19 protein-coding genes are annotated in these 20,811 nt (G+C 41.6%); 10 read left to right on the top strand and 9 right to left on the bottom strand.

Going from position 1 to position 20,811, the window contains the following annotated elements; genetic code table 11:
- Positions 1–135: 135 nt before the first annotated feature.
- Positions 136–744, top strand: coding sequence for a septal ring lytic transglycosylase RlpA family protein (locus JZ787_RS05400; protein WP_004695839.1), 609 nt, complete (start codon positions 136–138; stop codon positions 742–744).
- A gap of 644 nt (positions 745–1,388) precedes the next feature.
- On the opposite strand, the gene JZ787_RS05395 is transcribed toward JZ787_RS05400, so the two are convergent.
- The 6 genes from JZ787_RS05395 to rpsB form a co-directional block, all read right to left on the bottom strand.
- Positions 1,389–1,706, bottom strand: a complete 318-nt coding sequence (locus JZ787_RS05395; RefSeq protein WP_184118048.1) for an AzlD domain-containing protein — start codon at positions 1,704–1,706, stop codon at positions 1,389–1,391.
- A gap of 3 nt (positions 1,707–1,709) precedes the next feature.
- Positions 1,710–2,411 carry an AzlC family ABC transporter permease gene (locus tag JZ787_RS05390; RefSeq protein ID WP_346311839.1) on the bottom strand — a complete coding sequence of 234 codons (702 nt, stop codon included), beginning with the start codon at positions 2,409–2,411 and terminating at the stop codon, positions 1,710–1,712.
- 68 nt (positions 2,412–2,479) lie between these two features.
- Complete coding sequence (locus tag JZ787_RS05385; protein ID WP_078426468.1) at positions 2,480–3,313, bottom strand: AraC family transcriptional regulator; 834 nt, start codon at positions 3,311–3,313, stop codon at positions 2,480–2,482.
- 67 nt (positions 3,314–3,380) lie between these two features.
- Complete coding sequence (locus JZ787_RS05380) at positions 3,381–3,875, bottom strand: DUF3465 domain-containing protein (RefSeq protein WP_062033926.1); 495 nt, start codon at positions 3,873–3,875, stop codon at positions 3,381–3,383.
- A gap of 82 nt (positions 3,876–3,957) precedes the next feature.
- Positions 3,958–4,833, bottom strand: a complete 876-nt coding sequence (tsf, locus tag JZ787_RS05375) for a translation elongation factor Ts (RefSeq protein WP_004695824.1) — start codon at positions 4,831–4,833, stop codon at positions 3,958–3,960.
- 141 nt (positions 4,834–4,974) lie between these two features.
- A complete protein-coding gene (gene rpsB, locus JZ787_RS05370; RefSeq protein ID WP_004982536.1) occupies positions 4,975–5,724 on the bottom strand; it encodes a 30S ribosomal protein S2 in 750 nt (249 codons plus the stop codon).
- Between the two features lie 207 nt (positions 5,725–5,931).
- On the opposite strand from rpsB, the gene map reads away from it, so the two are divergent.
- The 5 genes from map (at position 5,932) to JZ787_RS05345 (ending at position 10,781) form a co-directional block, all read left to right on the top strand.
- Positions 5,932–6,759 (top strand): type I methionyl aminopeptidase, encoded by an 828-nt coding sequence (gene map / locus JZ787_RS05365; protein WP_004695821.1) that lies wholly within the window; start codon positions 5,932–5,934, stop codon positions 6,757–6,759.
- Between the two features lie 328 nt (positions 6,760–7,087).
- The gene (locus JZ787_RS05360; RefSeq protein WP_234955630.1) at positions 7,088–8,170 is read left to right on the top strand and encodes an OmpW family outer membrane protein; all 1,083 of its coding nucleotides are present in this window, start codon (positions 7,088–7,090) and stop codon (positions 8,168–8,170) included.
- 152 nt (positions 8,171–8,322) lie between these two features.
- Entirely contained in the window at positions 8,323–9,531 is a 1,209-nt protein-coding gene (locus tag JZ787_RS05355) for an MFS transporter (RefSeq protein ID WP_087013304.1), read from the top strand.
- The gene (locus JZ787_RS05350; RefSeq protein WP_017397043.1) at positions 9,524–9,658 is read left to right on the top strand and encodes a hypothetical protein; all 135 of its coding nucleotides are present in this window, start codon (positions 9,524–9,526) and stop codon (positions 9,656–9,658) included. The genes JZ787_RS05355 and JZ787_RS05350 overlap by 8 nt, the downstream gene beginning before the upstream one ends.
- A 166-nt stretch (positions 9,659–9,824) precedes the next feature.
- Positions 9,825–10,781 (top strand): TauD/TfdA family dioxygenase, encoded by a 957-nt coding sequence (locus JZ787_RS05345; RefSeq protein WP_279735441.1) that lies wholly within the window; start codon positions 9,825–9,827, stop codon positions 10,779–10,781.
- A 120-nt stretch (positions 10,782–10,901) separates the two neighbouring features.
- On the opposite strand, the gene serC is transcribed toward JZ787_RS05345, so the two are convergent.
- Positions 10,902–11,981 (bottom strand): 3-phosphoserine/phosphohydroxythreonine transaminase, encoded by a 1,080-nt coding sequence (gene serC, locus JZ787_RS05340; RefSeq protein ID WP_234955625.1) that lies wholly within the window; start codon positions 11,979–11,981, stop codon positions 10,902–10,904.
- Positions 11,982–12,407: 426 nt separating this feature from the next.
- Here serC and JZ787_RS05335 point away from each other — a divergent pair, with 426 nt between their 5' ends.
- The 4 genes from JZ787_RS05335 to JZ787_RS05320 are packed head-to-tail and all read left to right on the top strand — an operon-like array spanning position 12,408 to position 17,223.
- Entirely contained in the window at positions 12,408–13,838 is a 1,431-nt protein-coding gene (locus JZ787_RS05335) for a TolC family protein (RefSeq protein WP_346311913.1), read from the top strand.
- Positions 13,839–13,859: 21 nt separating this feature from the next.
- Positions 13,860–15,008: an efflux RND transporter periplasmic adaptor subunit gene (locus tag JZ787_RS05330; RefSeq protein ID WP_346311838.1), complete on the top strand. Its 1,149-nt coding sequence runs from the start codon at positions 13,860–13,862 to the stop codon at positions 15,006–15,008.
- Positions 15,008–16,138 (top strand): ABC transporter permease, encoded by a 1,131-nt coding sequence (locus JZ787_RS05325; RefSeq protein ID WP_346311837.1) that lies wholly within the window; start codon positions 15,008–15,010, stop codon positions 16,136–16,138. Before JZ787_RS05330 ends, JZ787_RS05325 begins: the two co-directional genes overlap by 1 nt.
- Positions 16,135–17,223: an ABC transporter permease gene (locus tag JZ787_RS05320; RefSeq protein WP_346311836.1), complete on the top strand. Its 1,089-nt coding sequence runs from the start codon at positions 16,135–16,137 to the stop codon at positions 17,221–17,223. Before JZ787_RS05325 ends, JZ787_RS05320 begins: the two co-directional genes overlap by 4 nt.
- A 33-nt stretch (positions 17,224–17,256) precedes the next feature.
- On the opposite strand, the gene JZ787_RS05315 is transcribed toward JZ787_RS05320, so the two are convergent.
- Both JZ787_RS05315 and gyrA read right to left on the bottom strand, forming a co-directional pair.
- On the bottom strand, positions 17,257–17,700 hold the full coding sequence (locus tag JZ787_RS05315; RefSeq protein WP_346311835.1) for a DUF3887 domain-containing protein: 444 nt from the start codon (positions 17,698–17,700) through the stop codon (positions 17,257–17,259).
- A gap of 73 nt (positions 17,701–17,773) precedes the next feature.
- The gene (gyrA, locus tag JZ787_RS05310) at positions 17,774–20,755 is read right to left on the bottom strand and encodes a DNA gyrase subunit A (protein ID WP_346311834.1); all 2,982 of its coding nucleotides are present in this window, start codon (positions 20,753–20,755) and stop codon (positions 17,774–17,776) included.
- Positions 20,756–20,811: the final 56 nt, after the last annotated feature.

Genomic DNA, 20,811 nt, shown 5'->3' with positions numbered 1-20,811 from the left:
ACTAGACATGCTTATGACTGCATGAATATTATCCATTTCGTCAAATGTTGTTGCAAAAGTGAATTAACAGGCAAGTTTTTTTATCTTTCAACCACTTAGTTTAAAGAGAAAAGTATTGTCTTTTGGAGTTTATAAATGCAGTCTTCACTTAAATATATACTGGCCATTGCCTCGACCATCGCGCTGAGCCAATCGCAAGCAGAGATGGTTCAGTCATCATTTACCAATGATAACGATAACTCTCGCCTAGCTGCGCGTGTCTTGAATAAAGATGCTCAAGGCTTCAACTCACACTTCTCAAATTTAAATAGCCTTTCAATCACTGAACGTTCAGGCGATAAGATTCGTCGCGAAACAATCGCTGCAAAAATTGAGATCCCTGAAGAAGAGCCTTCAGTGATTGAAAAGTTAAATACTGTTGCATCAAATACAGTACGTAAGTTTAGTCAAACGGGCATGGCGTCTTGGTATGGTCGTCAGTTCCACGGTCGTAAAACAGCAAGTGGTGAAACATTCGATATGAATGCATTAACTGCAGCTCATCGTAGCTTGCCACTAAACTGCTTTATTCGTGTAACGAATAAAACCAATGGTAAAAGTGTTGTGGTTAAAGTAAATGACCGCGGCCCATTCCATGGTAATCGTGTACTCGATCTTTCTTATGGCGCTGCTAAGCAACTGGGTATTACCAATGCAGGTACTGCTAAAGTTAGCATTGAACGTATTGATGGACCAAACTCTTAAGACTCGTCCCTACAACACGCATTTGACAGCAAAGCCACAGTAATGTGGCTTTTTTATTGTTCTATCTTTGCCTAATGTTTTACACAATCGTAAACAGCTCGATCTCCAGCATTTGATCCCTCCCAGATGCTTAGTTTGAATAAGATGCGAAATCTAATCGATCCGATTTTTTAAAGTGACTGCGCTCACATTTTTACAGCGGTGGAAGACTAGCAAAATTAAATATTTTCGCAGCTCATTCTTATCTGATCAAAGCCAATTTTTCTGCCTACCCTGAACTGCAGTTTTATGCATTCGTCAAATTAGAATGATTTTATGAATTACCTAGTAAATTAAGCGCCATTTTTGCGATATTAGATTCACTATTGCCCTGCTTGTTTTTGTATAATTAGTGCAGTTTTATGAACCAAAACTCAAAAGAAAACCTTCTTATTTCTTCAAAGTTCTCAAAACCCGCCTCATTTGCTCTATTTTCAACTTTTTTAGTTCCCCAATCAAAGCTACGCCAATTTGATAGACATAGAAAAAATCGCAAATGGTGAGCATTTAGGGCAACACAAATTTAAAAGCAATGAAAAAGATCGGGCTCTCGCACTTTTTCATGCTTTTTTCGGTATTTTATGGACCTATTTGCTGATGAAATGCTAGAAATCGAATAACAGATTCAGACCGTAAAAAAATCCTAAACTCAGCAAAATACTGAGCAATAATTTTCTCGTCAAAAGAGTGATTAACAGCGTAAAAATTGCACCATAAAAATAGCTATTTTCAAATATTCCTTTCCAGTGCCCGCCTTCGAAAAAAACCAGTGGCAAACAAATCGAAACCATCAGACAAGGCGCCGCATATTTCAGCATGCGTGTCGCAAAGTTAGGCAGTCGAATTTGAGTTTTAGGCTCTAAAAATAAATACCGATTAAAAAAGGTCACACAGGTCAAACTCAAAACAAATAACCATGTCATGTTTTAGTCCTCTGCTTGATCAAAAAACGCAGCAATCCACATCCCACTAAATCCAGCCAGCAAAATAGCTGATCCAAGCTCGAACCAACTCAAAATCAGCACCATGATCGAGGAACTCACCACGCCATAAATTGCGGCCTTATTTTGAATCAGCATCACCGCCATAACCAAGAACACCACCACAATTGAAAATTCTAAGTGGAGAGTTGAAAGATCAGGTACTTTATTTGCAAGCAAAATACCCATTAGACTAAACAACACCCAACTGACATAAAAGCTGAATCCTGCACCCAACATATAGGCATAAGATAGCTTTTCCTTCAGCATCGCAGTGGCGTAGAGTTCATCGGTCAGTAAAAAACCGATACTCAGTCTTCTTTTGAGTGACCACGGCTTCACCTCCTCTCTTAAACTCAGTGCATAAATAAAGTGCTGACTGGTTAGAAAAAATACGGTGATCAGAATACTCAGTAAAGATGCACCCGTCATGAGCATACTCAAACTGACCAATTGTGCCGCACCTGCAAACACTAACGCTGACATGCCTACAGCTTGCATGACACTCAGGCCCGCATTAATCGCTGCTGAGCCTGCCAATATTCCCCATGGAATAACGGCGACTGAAAGCGGCAACATATCTTGTACACCACGGAAAAAGCTTAAACCTTTTTGTTGGATCAATTGCGACTGCACAGCAGACTCCATTTTTCAATTCGCTAGAGTCAATATGCGGCATGGCTTAAATGGCTTTCTTGTATGAAATTGCTGTTATTTTAAATTTTATGTGCCAGATATTGCGCAGGCGTACAGCCCAAAGACTTTTTAAAATGACGAGTGTAATGGCTTTGATCAGAGAAACCACAGAGTTGTGCGACTGTCGCAATCTCGCAGCCTTGTTTAAGTAAATATAAAGATTTACGTAATCGAAACTGTACCAACCATGCATGAGGTGGAAGTCCTGTAAACTTTTTAAATTGACGTAGTAAATGCCATGGGCTCATCCCGACGACAGCGGCGAGCTCGGCCAGTTGATGCTCTCTTTCAGGTTCTGCAGCAAGTAGTTCTTGTACCAAGACCACTTTACGCTGCGCTTCAGGCAAGTCTTTTAATATTTTCTTAGATTGATTATAACGGCTTAATAAATAAGCCAAAGTTGAAATATATAAACTCTGCTTAAACAGTGTATTTTTCGGCTGTAATAACAAATCGAACAGCAAATTCAATTGTTCGGCTAGCCCTTCATCATGAACCACAGCTTGCGGAAACCACGGCATAGTACCTGCTTCATGAAAAAAATCTTGGCTCACCTCTTGAATCATTTCAGGGGTCGGATAAATTGCCCGATAACACCAACCAGTTTCAACAGCAGAAGAACCCGTATGTACCTCATCAGCATTCACTAAAATAATATCGCCTTGCGGCGCAATATGCTGATTTCCTGTGCGTAAAAAAGACTGTGCACCTTCATCAATTAAACCAATGCAATAGCCTTCATGGGTATGCTTTGAAAACTGCGTATGCTGATAAGAGGCTTTTAACATCTCAAGACCATCAAGTTCTTGAACATGATGGTAATTTACAAATTCACTGGGTCTGATTTCGTGCATGAGTTGGCCTCTCCTGAACACTCAGCATACTGCGATTCAGCAAAACGTATAGAACAAAATTGCTCTACTACTGATAGGTTTTTCCTTGGTGTTTTAACCAACCACCTTCATGGCGCTGTTGTGGATCGTGATGTGTCCAGTGGATCACCCCGCCTTTTTCACTATATTCGTATTCACCATTGAAGCCAACGGTATCGCCTTTTTGTAAGCGTTCAATACGTGGTGCTAAATCAATATTATGTGCAACCAAAACCGTCATTGCATTAGGGAGTTCTACAATAAATTTTTGATGACGAGAACCGTCATTATCATCTTTAAGCACAGCCACAACACGCCCTTGTGATTGAACTTGAATATTACTTTTCCGGTTTTGAAACGCTTGGGCAATTTTTGCTGTGCCATCAAGTACTTGATTTTGCGGTTGGCTGGTCTGTGTAGAGGGCTCTACCGCGACTGATGGTGTCGATGTTTGTAATTGATTTTCTTGAAGATCGATTCCGAAATACGCAGCAATCAAAAGTACGATCACCGCACCAATACTCAGGTTGGTTTTATTGGCCACTTATCTACTTCCCCGTTTTATTTTTATTAATTGTATAAAAAAAGCCCCAAAGGGGCTTTTTTTACTCAAAATAATTTTTCAATTATTTTGCAGCAGCTTGAGCAGCAGCAACTTCTTCAGCGAAAGAAAGTTCAGCTTTTTTCTCAATACCTTCACCCACTTCAAAGCGAGCAAATTGAACAACTGTAGTACCAGTTGCTTTAAGAACGTCAGCAACTTTCTTGTCGTTGTCGATTACGTACATTTGACGATCAAGAGCAACTTCGTTCAAGTATTTCTCAACTGAACCAGTGACCATTTTCTCAACGATGTTTGCAGGCTTACCAGATTCGATTGCTTTAGCTTCAGCAATTTCTTTCTCTTTAGCGATAAGTTCAGCAGATACACCTTCAGCAGAGATAGCAACTGGGTTGAACGCAGCAACGTGCATTGCAATACCTTTACCAGTCGCAGCATCACCTGTGTAAGATACAACAACACCGATTTTTAAACCGTGTTTGTAAACTGCAAGGTTTTCGCCTTCAATGATTTGAGCACGACGAACTTGGATGTTTTCACCGATTTTTTGAACAAGAGCAATACGCGCTTCTTCTACAGTTGCACCATCTTCAAGTTTCAATTCAGCAATTTTAGCAGCATCAGTTTCGCCAGCAGCTAACGCAGCAGCAGCAACTTGAGCAGAGAAACCAGCAAAGTTTTCGTCTTTAGCAACGAAGTCAGTTTGGCAGTTTACTTCTAAAAGAAGCGCTTTGTTACCGTCTTGAGCGATAGTGATTGCGCCATCAGCTGCAATGTTACCCGCTTTTTTAGCCGCTTTAGCTTGACCAGATTTACGAAGGTTATCAATCGCTAATTCGATGTCACCATTCGCTTCTGTTAATGCTTTTTTACATTCCATCATTGCAAGACCAGTACGATCGCGCAATTCTTTAACCATGCTTGCTGTAACTGCAGTCATGTCAATCTCCTAAATACGGTAGAAAATGAATTCTTTTTAGAACAGAAACGGCCCAGAGCTGTCTCTTGGGCCGTCTGCATACATGACGCTTACTTTGCCACCATCACATGTCGCAAAAATGACAAGCTTACGTCAAACGCATTAAGCCTCAGGAGCTTCTTTAGCTTCTTCAACTTTAGCTTGTGCATTTGCTTGTGATTGAGCATATTCTTTACCAGCAAGAATCGCATCAGCCATAGCAGAAGCATACAAAGTAACTGCACGGATCGCATCGTCATTACCCGGAATAACGTAGTCTACGTTGTCTGGGTTAGAGTTTGTATCAACGATACCGATTACAGGAATACCAAGGTTTTTAGCTTCTTTAATTGCAATTGCTTCGTGATCAACGTCGATTACGAATAATGCGTCAGGTAAACCACCCATGTTCTTAACGCCGCCTAAAGCGCGTTCAAGTTTTTCCATCTCACGAGTACGCTCTAAAGCTTCACGTTTAGTAAGCTTAGCGAAAGTACCATCTTGAGATTGAGTTTGAAGGTCTTTAAGACGGTTGATAGATTGGCGAAGTGTTTTCCAGTTCGTCAACATACCACCTAACCAACGGTGATCAACATATGGTTGACCAGCACGTTGTGCTTGTTCACGGATGATGTTAGAAGCAGCACGTTTCGTACCAACAAACAATACTTTATTCTTTTTGCTAGCAAGGTTGTTAACAAAGTTCAAAGCATCATTTAACGCAGGAACAGTGTGCTCAAGGTTGATGATGTGAATTTTGTTACGCGCGCCAAAGATGTATTGACGCATCTTTGGGTTCCAGAAACGTGTTTGGTGACCGAAGTGTGCGCCTGCTTGAAGAAGGTCGCGCATGCTTACGTTGTAATCTGCCATTTTCTTTACCTTAAAGTTTGGGTTAGGCCTCCATATATCCGCATCCTCCACCCTAACGGGCACCCAGAGAAATGTGTCGATATATGTGCGGATTTTATTGCCCCATCGCACAAAGCTCGTGAAATTTATTCACGAAAAAGCATTTGATAAAATGGGCGGCTATTTATACCATAGTCACACACAAATTTCCAAAAGTTTTTAGAGATCATGAACAGTACTTACGAAGCACCCCGTCGACTCATCAAAAGCGCTGAAGACATCGAAAAGATGCGTGTGGCTGGACGACTGGCGGCTGAAGTCTTGGATATGATCAAGCCACATATTAAACCAGGTGTGACTACACTTGAGTTAGATACGATTTGTCACGATTATATTGTCAATAAACAAGACGCGATTCCAGCATGTTTAGGTTACGGTGCTGCACCGGGTCGCCCTGCTTTCCAACATGTAATTTGTACTTCTGTAAACCATGTGGTCTGTCACGGCATTCCTTCAGATGCAAAAGTGTTGAAAAAAGGCGATATTTTAAATATTGATGTGACGGTCATTAAAGATGGTTTCCACGGCGATACCAACATGATGTACATCGTCGGTGGCGAAACTTCTATTCTCGCGAATCGTTTATGTAAAGTGGCACAAGAAGCAATGTACCGTGGAATAGCAACAGTGAAGCCGGGTTCAACCATTGGCGACATTGGTCACGCCATTCAACAATATGTCGAATCGGAACGTTTTGGTGTCGTACGTGAATACTGTGGTCACGGTATTGGAACTGTGTTCCATGACGAACCTCAAGTCTTACACTATGGTCAACCAAACTCAGGCATGATTTTAGAAGAAGGCATGACCTTTACCATTGAACCAATGGTCAATGGTGGTGATTGGAAAACTAAATTACTGGGGGATAAATGGACGGTAGTGACCAAAGACCATAGTTTGTCTGCACAGTATGAACATACGTTGTTGGTCACTAAAAATGGGGTTGAAGTGTTAACTGCACGTCCTGAAGAAGATTTATCACGTTTTCAGTCTTAATTGCTGTCATTGGCATGAAATATGATGCCATCTGTCAAAAAGACCACCTTCGGGTGGTCTTTTTTATGACTAAGCAAATATTGAATTTTAAATTTATTTTTTATTTTACATATATATAGAATCAAAAAACACTCAACAGTAGCTTTCTATTACATTCATTCATCTGTAACAAAGATTGCAAGCTAGTAACACGATCACACAAAACAGGTTTTGACATTCACAAATGTCAAAAACACATGTCCTTCAAAAACAACAGCTTTATCGTAGCAGCAACCTTAATAATACGCTCTATAAAAACGAATAGCTAATTTGGACATGGAGTCCCAGAATGAAAAAAACATTGCTTTGTGTAGCAACGTCTATTGCTGCCTTGCCTATGCTCACACATGCAGATTCACCTTATTTTAGTCTACAAGATGGTGATGGATTTAAACGCTTTTCTGTATCGGTCGGTGCTTTACACGTCATGCCACAAGGTAAAGCTCAACCCTTCCGAGTTAACACATCAGTTAAAGAAGGCGAAGTAGCCAAAAATGGTGACATTAAAGTCGACACCGTCTTAAATAATCTAAATGAAGATGTTGACCAAAGATTATTAGCCGATGCACTCAAAGTATTGGGGTTTGTAACAGGGGGGAATCTCAGTTCAGGTTTAAGTGGTTCATCCACTATAAGCGGCCTCGAAAGCTGGGATAACCCAGGTACGGGTTTAGAAGCCGATGATGTCACAACCCTTGGCATCATGACCAACTACTTTTTTACCGATAATATTTCTTTTGAAATGAAAGCTGGTATTCCGCCTAAAGTCGACTTACAAGGCAAAGGAAAAATTTATGCACCCTTCGCCGCAATTGCGACTCCACAAATTGGCGACCTCCCCTTAGAATTTTTAAATATTGACTTAAAAAATAATATTTTCATTACCGACTTAGAAGCACATGGCCCTGCGGCATCTGCACGAGCGTGGACACCTGCTTTCGAGTTCCAATATCACTTTGGTAAAACAGGTGTGAATAAATTCCGCCCCTATGTCGGTGTTGGAATGATGTATGCCTACTTCAATGAGCTAGAAATTAACCCACAAACAGAAAAAGACTTGATTGCGGCAGGTCATATGATTGCCAATATTAAAGAAGGAAATGCTGGTGCATCACTTGAAGGGAAAAAGAGTTCAGCCAATCCCAAAGTTAAGCTAGAAGCAACTGATGCCTTCGCGCCTATTGCAACTGTCGGTTTCACCTATGACTTTAATGATAAATGGTTTGCTGTCGGCTCGGTGTCCTATGCTCATCTTAAAAATGAAACCACAATCACCGTCAAAGATGCTACGCACGGTGAACTCATCAAATCTACAGCCGATATTGAAATTAACCCCATTCTGGCGTATGCAGGTGTCGGCTACCGGTTCTAAGCTTCAAACAACTACCAAAAAGACGACACCAAGTCGTCTTTTTTCATGAATATTCATTGTTTTTATTGATCAAATAGTCAATTTTTTATCATCGCTTTCAGCAAATAATTCACTTAATATAGCGAAATCTAAGCTCATTTTTTGGTTGAAATATGTCAGAAACTCGTTTTTCCAAACCGCTGATTTATATGCTCATTGGAAGTGCAATAATTCTGGCATTATCACTAGGTGTCCGACATGGCTTTGGACTCTATCTTGTGCCTATGAGTGATGAGTTTGGCTGGGGACATAATGTTTTTAGTCTAGCGATTGCGATGCAAAACCTGATTTGGGGCGCTGCGCAGCCCTTTACAGGCGCATTAGCAGATAAATATGGCTCTAAAATCGTGGTTGCCGTCGGTGGTGTGTTGTATACCATTGGTTTGCTGCTCATGGCAGTCAGCTCTACGGGTTGGTTACTCAACTTAAGTGTCGGTCTTATTTTGGGCCTAGCATTATCTGCGACCTCTTTTTCTGTATTGTTATCCGCGGTGGGTCGTGCTGCACCGCCTGAAAAACGTAGCCTTGCTATGGGTATTGCCAGTGCAGCGGGTTCTTTTGGGCAGTTCATTATGCTGCCGTCAACCTTACTTCTATTACAGAACTTTGGCTGGTCTGCGGCGCTGGTCGTTAGTGCACTTTTAATTGCGATGATTGTTCCACTGGCTTGGATGCTCAAAGCTCCCGCCTTTGTTGTACCGAATGCGTCAACCAACCAAGTTCAGCTCAGCTTTAAAGATATCTTAGTGATTGCGAAAAATCATAAACCGTTTTGGTTTTTATCTCTCGGCTTTTTGGTCTGTGGCTTCCAAGTAGTCTTTATAGGTATCCATTTACCTGGCTATTTGATTGACCATGGTTTTAATGCAACCACAGGAACTGTTTTCTTAGCGCTGGTCGGTTTATTTAATATCGTTGGCACCTACACTGCTGGTTGGCTAGGTGGGAAATATTCTAAACCAAAGTTACTGATGGGCTTATATGGGCTCAGAGGCATTGCCATTATTGCCTTTTTGATGCTCCCACTCAGCACAGTCACCATCTATAGCTTTGGTGTAGTGATGGGTTTATTATGGTTATCTACAGTACCTTTGACCAACGGTATTGTGGCCAATATGTTTGGTATTAAATATCTGAGCATGCTGAGCGGCATCGTGTTCTTTACCCATCAAGTTGGTTCTTTTTTCGGTGGATGGCTGGGTGGTGTGAACCATGACGTGACAGGTAATTATGACTTGATTTGGCTGTTTTCTATTATTCTGAGTGTTTTTGGCGTACTGGTACATTTCTTTGTCGATGAAAAGGCGGTTGTCCATGACTAATTCATTTTTATGGCTCAAATGCGGTATCGGCATTAGCATCGTTGCTTTGTTTGCTCTGGCGATTAGCCTTTGGCTGAATACGCCTGACCTGTTTGAGTATTTTAATCAGGCATTTTGCGCACATTAAATCTGCATATTTTGAGCTCAATATTTCATTATAAAAGAAAAGCAATATAATCATCCGCTTAGTATTTTTTAAATTTTTCATAAGTTTAGAACTTCTTTTAATTTTAAGATTACATATATTTTGATTACATTTTCTCTAGACCCTATATCTAGAGAAAATAATCAAAATGACCGCATTAACTCAACTTTCACAAGCGATTCATGATGCTCCACGTTGGCATCAACCTGAACAATTTCAAAATCCAGAAGAAATACAAATTATCCCACTGGCAGAAGAAGCCTTAGGTGCTGTGGTTTTTGGTTTAGATGCCCGTAAAGCCCAAGCAGGAGAAACCATTTATCGCTTAAAACAAGCTTTGGCCGAACATCTGATTTTAATTTTTAAAAACCAAACTTTGGATGATCTGCAATATTTAGCCTTTGCCAGCTATTTTGGTTCTATTTTCCGTCCAAGTGCAGACAATCCTGTGCTGGCTAGCCAGACTGACACTGGTGTTCCACCCGATGTGGTTCCTGTTTCCAATGCGGTCGGTCAAGGCGACTACACTGGTCATGGCGAACTCACCCCACATGCCGATCATCAATGGATACCTCTTCCCTCTTTTGGCTCTCTGCTCTATGCCCTTGAGCTTCCTCAAGACGGCGGACAAACCTCTTGGTTCAATACCATCAAAGCCTATGATGCGCTTCCCGATGACGTCAAAAAGCAGATCGACCAGCTACAGCTGATTACTTACAATCCATTTGTCCGTGCGCAAAGTAATACAGGCAATACGGGTTATGGCGACAGCCCTTATTATCGCTTTAAAGATCAACCCATTTTAGGTCATGCCTATCCGCATCCCTTAGTCCGCACACATCCAGAATCTGGGCGTAAAGCGCTTTGGCTCAATACCCGTTCGGAAGTTGAATTACTCAATGTCGATGATAGCGAAGGCAGTGAACTGATTGCTGCACTTCGTACGCACATCCTCAAACCTGAGTTTCGCTATGAACATCACTGGGAAACTGGAGATATTGTCTTTTGGGATAATCAGGTGACACTACATTCACGTCGTCCCTTCCCTGTCGATCAACGTCGCTTACTCAAACGTATTAGTCTTGCAGGGGGGCGTCCGTACTAGGTGATAAATAAAATGAATAATTTATGGGTATGACACCAAAACGTCACGATTGTTTTAGATAATCTGTTAAAAAACCAATAAAAAAGCCCATCGTTTGATGGGCTTTTTTATTTCTATGACTTAAGCATTGCGTTTCGCAAAGTCATCCATAAAATTCACTAGCGCTTGAACGCCTTCTAATGGAACCGCGTTATAAATACTTGCGCGCATCCCACCAACTGAACGGTGACCCGCAAGATTCAACAAATGGTTTTCTTCAGCTTCTTTGAGGAAAAGTTTTTCCAAATCTGGATTCGCCAAAGTAAACGGCACATTCATAATTGAACGGTTTTGAACAGCAATTGGATTTGCATAAAAATCGCTTGCATCGATATAACCATAAAGCAGTTTCGCCTTTTCAAGGTTCACTTTATGAATCGCTTCAACACCACCTTGTTCAAGCAACCATTCAAACACTAAACCTGATAAGTACCAAGCATAGGTCGACGGTGTATTGACCATCGAATCATTCTTCGCTTGTGAAGCGTATTTCAAGATGCTTGGAATTTCAGGTTTGGCTTGATCTAGCAGATCTTCACGAACAATAACCAAGGTTAAACCCGCTGGGCCAATGTTCTTTTGCGCGCCTGCATAAATGATACCAAATTTAGTGACATCAACAGGTGCAGACAAAATACTTGAAGACAGGTCTGCAACCAATGGCGCACTGGTTTCTGGAATAGCCGCAAACTGAAGACCGCCAATCGTTTCATTGTCTACATAATGCACATAAGCCGCATCTTGAGATAGGTTCCAAGTGCTTGAGTCTGCAATGGCAAGTTTTCCATCAATTTGCGTACCCGCTTCAATGACGTTGATATCACCATAGCGCTGCGCTTCTTTCAGTGCTTTCTCAGACCAAATTCCAGTATGGATATAGTCCGCTTTGCTGTTTTTACCCAACAAATTTAAAGGAATCGCGGAGAACTGAAGTGAAGCACCACCTTGAAGGAACAAGACTTTATAGTTCTCTGGAATGTTCATGAGTTTACGTAAATCTGCTTCTGCTTTTTCAGCCACAGCAACATAGTCTTTACTACGGTGACTCATTTCCATGATGGAAAGACCCTTGCCTTGCCAATCAAGCATTTCAGCTTGTGCTTTTTCTAAAACGGCAGTAGGTAATGCAGCAGGACCAGCACAGAAGTTGTACGCGCGCATGATTTTTCCTTTCAAAGTGAAACACAATAAAATGATGGCATTTAACCACAGATAGCCAGTGCTTGCAGTAAATTCAACTGAAAATATTTCAATGTAATCTCACCTTTACAGTCAAAAACTCAATCAAGATCAACGATCCAGTTTTAACTCAGCATTCCTCAATCAATTACAGCAGCGCTTTCCCATTCACCTAAGCTCAAAGAAAGCATATCCTTTGCTTAAAAATGTCGCTAATCTATTGATATACATTTGCAAATTAAACAATTCAGTAACTGAGTCAGCATTCAGAACAGCTAGATTATGCGTATAATGTGCAAAACATAGAAAAGAGTCGTGCTCATGCCACAAAGACTATTCAACATGCTTAATACACCAGCCAACAAATTCTTATTGCGTACATCACTGCCATCAATCTTGTCATTAAGCATGTTCGGTCTCAGTCTCGGAATCAGCTCGACAACTTTTGCTGCATCTATCAGCTATCAACAAGCTGAGCAAAGTGTGTTACAAGACTCGTATAGCACACAGGCAACCCAAGCCTTACAACAAGCCTCAAAGCTAGAAGCTGAAGCGGTCAAAGGTTTGGGGCTACCCCGTATCGATCTGAACGTACGTGCCTATGCTTTTCATAATGAGCTCGATGTGCCTCTGGGTGCACTCAAAAATAATTTAGAACACACACTGACTGATGGTGTAGCCACGAAAATTGATGAGTGGCAAAACACCTATCCAAATTTGGGCGATTTAAGTGGTTTAGAGCAAGGTATTGATCAAACCATCCACAAAGGTGTGGGACTTATTCCGAATAGCTCGCAAATTACCTTAGAAGATCAAGTCATACGCCCAACCATTTCTGCAATGATGCCGCTTTATACAGGTGGGTTAACCTCAAGTGCGAAACAAGTCGCCAATATCAAAGCCAAACGTAGCGAACTCAACAGCAAACAACAGCAAGACCTACAACGCTTTGAGCTGATTCAAGCCTATTTCAATGTTCAACTGCAAAAACAGTTGCTCGCGTCTAGCCAATATAATTGGCATGCAATGCAAAAACACTATGACAATGCTCTTAAACTTGAACAACAGGGCTTTATTAGTAAAGGCCAGCGCATGCAATTTGAAGTGGCAAAAAACAATGCACAGCGCAGTGAGCAAGCCAGTCAGGCCAATTTAAAAGCCAGTTTATTTCAACTGAATAACCTTTTACAAAGCAGCCAAATTACTGAGCTCACCACACCACTCTTTATTAACAGTACCCAAAACCAAGATTTAAATACTCTACTCAAGTCATATGCAGATCAATCGGCTTTAGTACAAAAACTGCAAATGGACACCCAACTGGCACAAGCCAATGTCACCGCACAAAACGCCGCCAAGAAACCACATATTTTTGCCTTTGGTGAATACAGTCTAGACGATAAAAATAACTGGATCGTTGGCTTAGCCGCACAGTACAATCTGTTCTCAGGCATTGATAAAAACAAAAATGTCCAAGCAGCAGAGTTACAACGCTACGCTTCTGAACTGATGACAGCACGGACTAAACAAGAAATTGAAAATGTGATTTATAAATCGTATAGCGAAGCCACCACAGCGCAGCAAAGTGATCAGTTATTACAGCAAAATATAAAAGCAGCGCAAGAAAATTTACGTATACAAGAACTGTCCTTTAAAGAAGATATGGGAACAGCGACCCAAGTGATCGATGCACAAAATATGCTCAGCGCTTTAAAAGCAGAAACCGCACTGAATGCCTATAAATATGTCATGTCACTGGCGACGCTTCTACAAAGTCATGGTTCGATCCATCAGTTCCAAACCTATCTTCTGCAACCCAATACGCGATTTATTCGTTAATTCTTTGATGAGAGCCATTTAATGAATCAAGATCAAAACCAATCTGATCCGCAAAAACCTGAAAAACAAGAAGATCAAGTGGTGCCATCAACAGAGGAATTAACCACAAATAATACTCAAGAACAGGCACAGACTGAGAGCGAACAGACTGAGCCAGCATCAGCCAATACAAACACCGAGCAAAAGTCTAAAGCGATCAAGCTGATTGGGGGGCTTGCTCTTATTATTCTATTCATCGTGATTGCTTTTGGACTGTGGAAGGCCTATCAACCGAAAACGGTTGAAATCCAAGGTCGGGTTGAGGCAGAAACGATCCATGTTAGCACCAAAGTGCCCAGTCGAATTGATGAAATTTATGTACATGACGGACAGAAGATCAGTAAAAACCAAGAACTCGTTCGACTGTATAGCCCAGAAGTCGATGCCAAAAAACAGCAAGCATTGGCCAGCTTACAGGCTGCTTTAGCACTCCAGTCCACCGCTGATCGTGGCTCTCAGGAAGAAAATATTGCGAGTTTATACGCCAACTGGCAAGCACTGAAAGCACAGCAAACTTTGGCACAAACCACCTATCAACGTGGTGCAAACTTGTACCAACAAGGTGTCATCTCACGCCAACGTCGCGATGAAATGCATGCTGCGGCACAATCAGCTGCTCAAATGACAGAAGCGGCATATCAACAATATGCTCGGGCTGAACGTGGCAGCACTCCACAGCAAAAAAGTTCAGCAGATGCGCAAGTGCAAATTGCAAAAGCAGCCGTTGCTGAAGTCAATGCGCTTGAAGCTGAAACCAAACTACTCTCACCCATTGACGGTACTGTCTCTAAAACTTATGGCAAACCCTCTGAATTGGTAGCGATGGGTGTGCCGATTGTGAGTATTATTCAAGACCGTGAACTTTGGGTATCACTGAATATTCGTGAAGACCAATATGCCAATATCTATCAGGCAAAACAAATTGAAGGCTTTATTCCAGCCTTAAACCTACATACCCACTTTAATATTAAGAATATTGATGCCGAAGGCGAATTTGCCACCATTAAGACCACACGCCAAACAGGGGGCTATGACATTCGTAGCTTTAAAGTTCATTTGACGCCTGCACAAGCTATTCCAGACCTAAAAGTTGGCATGAGTGTGTTGTTTAAAGTCAAAGAGAGCAAATAATGCTAAGTGGGCTACTGCGGGAACTGAACTATTTACTCAAACATAAGTGGGATCTATGTTTAGTCACACTTGCCCCACTGTTTATTATCGTGCTGTTTTCCAGTATGTTTGCCCAAGGTAAACCCGAACATTTGCCTATTGCGATTATTGACCAAGACCAAAGCGAGCTAAGCCAAAACATACAGCGCTATTTAAAACTCAACCATACTTTAGATGTCGCCATCGTCAGTGATCAAAATACCGAAGTTGAAAAGTTGCTGAACCAAACCAAAGTTTGGGGTTACGTCAGTATTCCCAATGGTGCTGAACAACGTTTTTTTCAAGCTAAAGATGCTGAAATCAGCATCGCCTATAACCAAAGTTACTTTAGTGTGGGGAACACCATTTCATCAGCCATGTTACTCAGCACAGTTGAAGCCATGGCAGACTATGCTGGTGAAAGCTATTTAGAAAATACCATTCCTTATTTAGATGTACCTACACCACACGTTAAAATTTCGACCTTATACAATCCAAATTTGAGTTATGAGTTCTATTTAGAACCCTTTATGATTCCTGCAATTTTGCATTTACTACTCTGCTGCTGTGTCGCATTTTCAGTCGGTCAAGAATTTAAGTTTCATACAGCGCAAAATTGGCTAAACAACCAATCTGCTTTTAAAGCTATCCTCACGAAAAACCTGACCTATGTACTTATTTTTTGCTTGTGGACATGGGCGTGGATGTTTTGGCTGATTGAGATTCGCGGTTGGTTTGTTGCAGGTCAACTTTGGTTGATCATGTTGGCACAGCTTTTATTTTATAGTGCCTATGCCTTGATCAGTAGTACCATTGTTTTAGCCACCAATAACTTATCCAAAACCTTTGGTTTAATTGCTGTGTACGGCGGCTCATCACTCAGTTTTGCAGGAGTGACCCTCCCCTTAAATAACGCACCACTATTTACCAAATTTTGGGCCAATATTATTCCTTACACACCTTATGCCAAACTACAAACCGAACAATGGGTCATTGGTAGCCCAATCAGTTCATCGCTGTTGCCTTTACTCATACTTATCCTCTATGTGGTCTTTTACGCTGTGACCTCTGTCCTGCTGCTCAAAAAAAGAATCAAAGGAGCAGTATCATGAAGTCATTTTTGCACTATTACTTCAAGACATTTAAAGACATTATCGCCAATCAGTCGATTTTAACCACGCTCATCCTCTCGGTGATTTTCTATAGTGTTTTCTATCCGACTGCCTACAAAGCACAGCAAGCAGAAGCTTTGCCCATTGTGATTGTGGATGAAGAACAAAGTATCGTGACCAATAACATCATTCAGCAAGTTTCGCTCAGTCCAAATGTTGAAGTGAAGGCTGTGACGGGCAATTTCCTCGATGCTGAAAATATGATTAAACAACAGCAAGCCGATGGTATTTTGCTCTTACCCGAAAATCTTTCCAATAGTCTTCGGCATGGCGAAGTCGGTGGGATTGGGCTCTATCTCAGCGCGGCAAACTTTTTAAAAACCAAGCAAATTGGACTAGGTCTCGCTACCTCAATTGAAAATGCTGTACGCGAGCACGTGGAAAAATTTGGCAATATTTCGCACTTTTCTCCAGCCATTTCCATTCATCAAACACCGCTTTTTAACACCATGTCGGGTTATGGCAGTTATATTTTCCCCGCCATTGCTCCGCTGATTATTCATCAAACCATCGTGCTCGGTTTAGGGATGTTATTGGCCGGATACCGCGAACAGAAATGGCGACCAACGACGACGGAATTTTTTGCGATTTTTTGCGCCATCCTGACCATTGGTATGCTCGGTTGTTTATATTTATTTGGCTTTATTTATTGGTTAAATGACTACCCACATGGGGGAAATTTTAGTGGCATGTTACTGGCCGTGCCGATTTTTATAGGCTGTATCGTGGCTTTAGGCATGTTGATTTCAACATTTTTCGATATGCCTGAACGTGCAGGACATGTCATTGTATTTACCTCTATTCCGCTATTTCTACTTTCAGGAACAGCATGGCCACACGCCGCAATGCCCGCTTGGATGCAATACTTGGGCAATGTTTTGCCATCGACCCAAGGGATTCAAATGTTTATTCAACTGAACCAAATGGGTGTACCAACTGCACTTATTCTGCCGAAACTACTCTATCTATTTGTGTTTGGTATAGCTTGCGCAGCATTTGCTTATTGGCGTCTCAAGCATCGCTAAATTTTAGAACGTATTGATAGCAATCCTACCAATTTAATCCGTTGAAGCCCCATAAAGTTTGACATCAAAGCTGCGAATTTTTGTGCTTCCGCCGGCTTTGTCAAAACCAACATCGTATTGAACTAGGTTTTTATTGCTATAAGCATACTCATAGGTAACTGCATACAAACTTGGTTTTTCTGTCGATTTTTCAATATGTTTCGATACAATTTTTTGAGTCGTAATGGCTTGTTTAGGAATCGACTTTGCAAATTTTCGCATGTCTTTTTCATGAATTTTAAATTCACGCTGTAACTCTGGCTCAAAATAAGTATAGAGCTGCGGAAAATCACCCTGAGTAAAGGCTTGATAAGCTTGCTGAGCCACTTTCTCTTGAGCAGGACTCGGATTTGGAATCGAATCCAATGCCTGTTGTCCCAATTTATCACACGCTGTTAAAGCCAACGCACAACTCAAAACCAGTAATTTTGCTTTCATAAAATCTTATCCACCACTAGGTCATCGCCAATATGAAAAAGGACGCCGAAGCGCCCTTTTCTTTTTCATTCAGTTAGTCTTCGTTCGATGTATTGGTATCTGTTGTATTTTCAGATGCATCTACATTTACTTCGTCAACCACAGTTTCTTCAGTTGTTTCAATAGAAGCATCTAAAATATCATCTTCGACTTCAACGGCGTCAACAGCAACGACACCGACCAAGATTTCTTCATTACCTAAACGAATCAGACGTACACCTTGTGCATTACGACCCGTTCTAGCAACTTCAGAGGCACGAGTACGAACTAAAGTACCACCATCAGAAATCAACATCAGCTCTTTAGATTCATCAATGGCAACCGCACCGACCAACTCACCGTTACGTTCAGATGTTTTGATGGCAATGACGCCTTTACCACCACGTTTCTTGGTTGGGAAGTCATCAACTGGCGTACGTTTCCCATAACCATTTGCAGAAGCACACAGTACTTCGCCAGTTTCAGGCACAACAACTAATGAAACAATACGGCTCGCCACACTTAAATCAGAAGATTCTTCATCATCTGAATCTGTGTCGGTTTCAACATCATCTTCGGCCTGAGCTGCAGCTAAAGTGACGCGCATACCACGTACCCCTTTTGCAGTACGTCCCATCACACGTGCATCAGTTTCAGAGAAGCGAATTGCTTTACCTTCATTTGAGAACAACATGATTTGCTGTTCGCCATCGGTGATTGCAACACCAATCAAGGTATCTTCTTCTTTTAGCTCAATTGCACGTAAGCCGTTTGAACGAACATTACTAAATTGTTCTAATTCAACGCGCTTGACCGTACCAGATGCAGTTGCCATAAATACAAAGAAGTTCTTACGCATTTTCTCTGCAAGATCAGCAAATTCAGCAACTGTTTCATTGTCCAAATCTGTTGTTGAAAGCTCAACACCCAACTCTTTCAATTGCTTACGTAATGCATCAGAAAGTTCATCAGCATCTTCAGCCAACTCATCGAATGAAGCTTTTAATGCTTCATAATGCGCGTCGATAATACTATTTTCACGTAATGTCGCGACATTGCTACGCACAAAGTTTTTGAACTCAGCTAAGCGTTCTTTAAATTTCTTCGGCGCATCAATCACAGGAAGAATTGCTGTGATTGTCTCATCGGCATCCAGTGGCAATAAGTTCACCATTGGGCGACCTTTTGAACCACGCGATGCTTGAGGCACTTCAAACACTCTCAGGCGATAGACTTTACCAACATTGGTAAAGCACAACACTGTGGCATGGTTAGAGGTCACAATCAGATGCTGGATGTAATCATCTTCTTTCATCGAGGTCGCAGATTTACCACGTCCACCACGACGCTGCGCAGCATAGTCTGAAAGTGGTTGAGTTTTCGCATAACCTGTTTTTGAAACAGTCAGTACCACTTGCTCTTCAGGAATTAAATCTTCACGCGAGAAGTCAATACGAGACTCAACAATTGCGGTACGACGAGCATCGCCGTATTGTTGCAAAATTAAAGCTAATTCTTCTTTAATCACGCCCATCAATAAATTGAAGTCATTTAAAATCGCAGTGAGTTCAGTAATTTGACCTAAAATTTCAGTATATTCAGCTTGCAACTTGTCTTGTTCAAGACCCGTTAAACGGTGCAAACGAAGTTCAAGAATCGCACCCACTTGCGCAGGCGATAAACGATATATCTGACCATCTAAACCAAACGGACGACTTGGATCTTCACCTTCAATTTCGTCCGGACGTACAGAAACAGAACCTGCTTTTTCGAGCAGCGCAATTACATTGCCTGCTGCCCACTCACCTGCTTGTAAACGTTCACGCGCCTCAGCCGGGTTTGCAGAAGTTTTAATGGTTTCAATGATCGCATCAATATTTGCTAATGCTACCGTCAAACCTTCTAAAATATGGCCACGTTCACGTGCTTTACGCAACTCAAACATGGTACGACGCGTTACCACTTCTTGGCGGTGACGAATAAATGCCGCAACAATGTCTTTCAAGTTCATTAACTTTGGCTGGCCGTTGTCTAAGCACACCATATTAATGCTGAAAGAGTTTTCCAACTGCGTGTTTTGGAATAAGTTATTCACCACAACTTCAGCGTTTTCACCACGCTTTAAGTCAATGGCAATACGCATCCCATCTTTGTCAGATTCGTCACGTAGCTCAGAAATACCTTCCAATTTTTTCTCTTTCACCAACTCAGCGATACGTTCAATGGTTTTCGCTTTGTTGACTTGATATGGAATTTCTGTAAAAACGATCGTGGTACGACCTGTTTTTTGGTCTTCTTCAAAGTGGTATTTACCACGAATATGCAAACGACCTTTACCCGTACGGTAAGCATCAACAATGCCCGCTTTACCGTAAATAATACCACCTGTAGGGAAATCCGGACCCGAAATATATTCCATCAATCCTTCAATTGAAATATTTGGGTTTTCAGCATAAGCCAAACAAGCGTTCACTACTTCAGTCATGTTGTGCGGCGCCATATTGGTCGCCATACCCACAGCAATACCTGTAGTACCGTTAATCAGTAAGTTTGGAATACGCGTTGGCATCACTTGCGGAATACGTTCAGAGCCGTCGTAGTTGTCTTCCCAATCCACCGTATCTTTTTCAAGATCGGCAAGAATTTCATGAGTCAACTTACGCATACGAACTTCGGTATAACGCATTGCAGCTGCGCTATCGCCATCGACCGAACCAAAGTTCCCCTGACCATCAACCAATTGATAACGCAAGCTAAAGTCTTGAGCCATACGAACAATGGTTTCATAAACAGCAGAATCACCGTGTGGGTGATATTTACCGATCACATCACCAACCACGCGGGCAGACTTTTTATAAGCTTTGTTGTAGTCATTACCCAATTCGTGCATTGCATAAAGCACACGACGATGAACAGGTTTTAGACCATCTCGAACATCTGGCAAAGCACGAGAAACAATCACGCTCATTGCATAGTCAAGATACGAGTTCTTGAGTTCATCCTCAATCGCAATCGGTCTGATTTCCGATACGCTCATGCATACTCCTTATTCTACAAACGTAAAACCGCTTGCATTTATATGTCGTAAAACTT

The sequence above is a fragment of the Acinetobacter sp. BWR-L5 genome, assembly GCF_039655985.1.
GTDB classification, from domain to species: domain Bacteria; phylum Pseudomonadota; class Gammaproteobacteria; order Pseudomonadales; family Moraxellaceae; genus Acinetobacter; species Acinetobacter johnsonii.
The sequence above is the reverse complement of the archived record's forward strand: the minus strand, read 5'-3'. Positions and strand labels throughout refer to the sequence as shown.

What these genes read in the sequence shown, in the direction of transcription:
- JZ787_RS05400 (WP_004695839.1), top strand. Translation starts at nt 136, where the DNA reads ATGCAGTCTTCACTTAAATATATACTGGCCATTGCCTCGACCATCGCG.
- JZ787_RS05395 (WP_184118048.1), bottom strand. Translation starts at nt 1,706, where the DNA reads ATGACATGGTTATTTGTTTTGAGTTTGACCTGTGTGACCTTTTTTAAT.
- JZ787_RS05390 (WP_346311839.1), bottom strand. Translation starts at nt 2,411, where the DNA reads ATGGAGTCTGCTGTGCAGTCGCAATTGATCCAACAAAAAGGTTTAAGC.
- JZ787_RS05385 (WP_078426468.1), bottom strand. Translation starts at nt 3,313, where the DNA reads ATGCACGAAATCAGACCCAGTGAATTTGTAAATTACCATCATGTTCAA.
- tsf (WP_004695824.1), bottom strand. Translation starts at nt 4,833, where the DNA reads ATGACTGCAGTTACAGCAAGCATGGTTAAAGAATTGCGCGATCGTACT.
- rpsB (WP_004982536.1), bottom strand. Translation starts at nt 5,724, where the DNA reads ATGGCAGATTACAACGTAAGCATGCGCGACCTTCTTCAAGCAGGCGCA.
- map (WP_004695821.1), top strand. Translation starts at nt 5,932, where the DNA reads ATGAACAGTACTTACGAAGCACCCCGTCGACTCATCAAAAGCGCTGAA.
- JZ787_RS05360 (WP_234955630.1), top strand. Translation starts at nt 7,088, where the DNA reads ATGAAAAAAACATTGCTTTGTGTAGCAACGTCTATTGCTGCCTTGCCT.
- JZ787_RS05355 (WP_087013304.1), top strand. Translation starts at nt 8,323, where the DNA reads ATGTCAGAAACTCGTTTTTCCAAACCGCTGATTTATATGCTCATTGGA.
- JZ787_RS05350 (WP_017397043.1), top strand. Translation starts at nt 9,524, where the DNA reads ATGACTAATTCATTTTTATGGCTCAAATGCGGTATCGGCATTAGCATC.
- JZ787_RS05345 (WP_279735441.1), top strand. Translation starts at nt 9,825, where the DNA reads ATGACCGCATTAACTCAACTTTCACAAGCGATTCATGATGCTCCACGT.
- serC (WP_234955625.1), bottom strand. Translation starts at nt 11,981, where the DNA reads ATGCGCGCGTACAACTTCTGTGCTGGTCCTGCTGCATTACCTACTGCC.
- JZ787_RS05335 (WP_346311913.1), top strand. Translation starts at nt 12,408, where the DNA reads ATGTTCGGTCTCAGTCTCGGAATCAGCTCGACAACTTTTGCTGCATCT.
- JZ787_RS05330 (WP_346311838.1), top strand. Translation starts at nt 13,860, where the DNA reads ATGAATCAAGATCAAAACCAATCTGATCCGCAAAAACCTGAAAAACAA.
- JZ787_RS05325 (WP_346311837.1), top strand. Translation starts at nt 15,008, where the DNA reads ATGCTAAGTGGGCTACTGCGGGAACTGAACTATTTACTCAAACATAAG.
- JZ787_RS05320 (WP_346311836.1), top strand. Translation starts at nt 16,135, where the DNA reads ATGAAGTCATTTTTGCACTATTACTTCAAGACATTTAAAGACATTATC.
- JZ787_RS05315 (WP_346311835.1), bottom strand. Translation starts at nt 17,700, where the DNA reads ATGAAAGCAAAATTACTGGTTTTGAGTTGTGCGTTGGCTTTAACAGCG.
- gyrA (WP_346311834.1), bottom strand. Translation starts at nt 20,755, where the DNA reads ATGAGCGTATCGGAAATCAGACCGATTGCGATTGAGGATGAACTCAAG.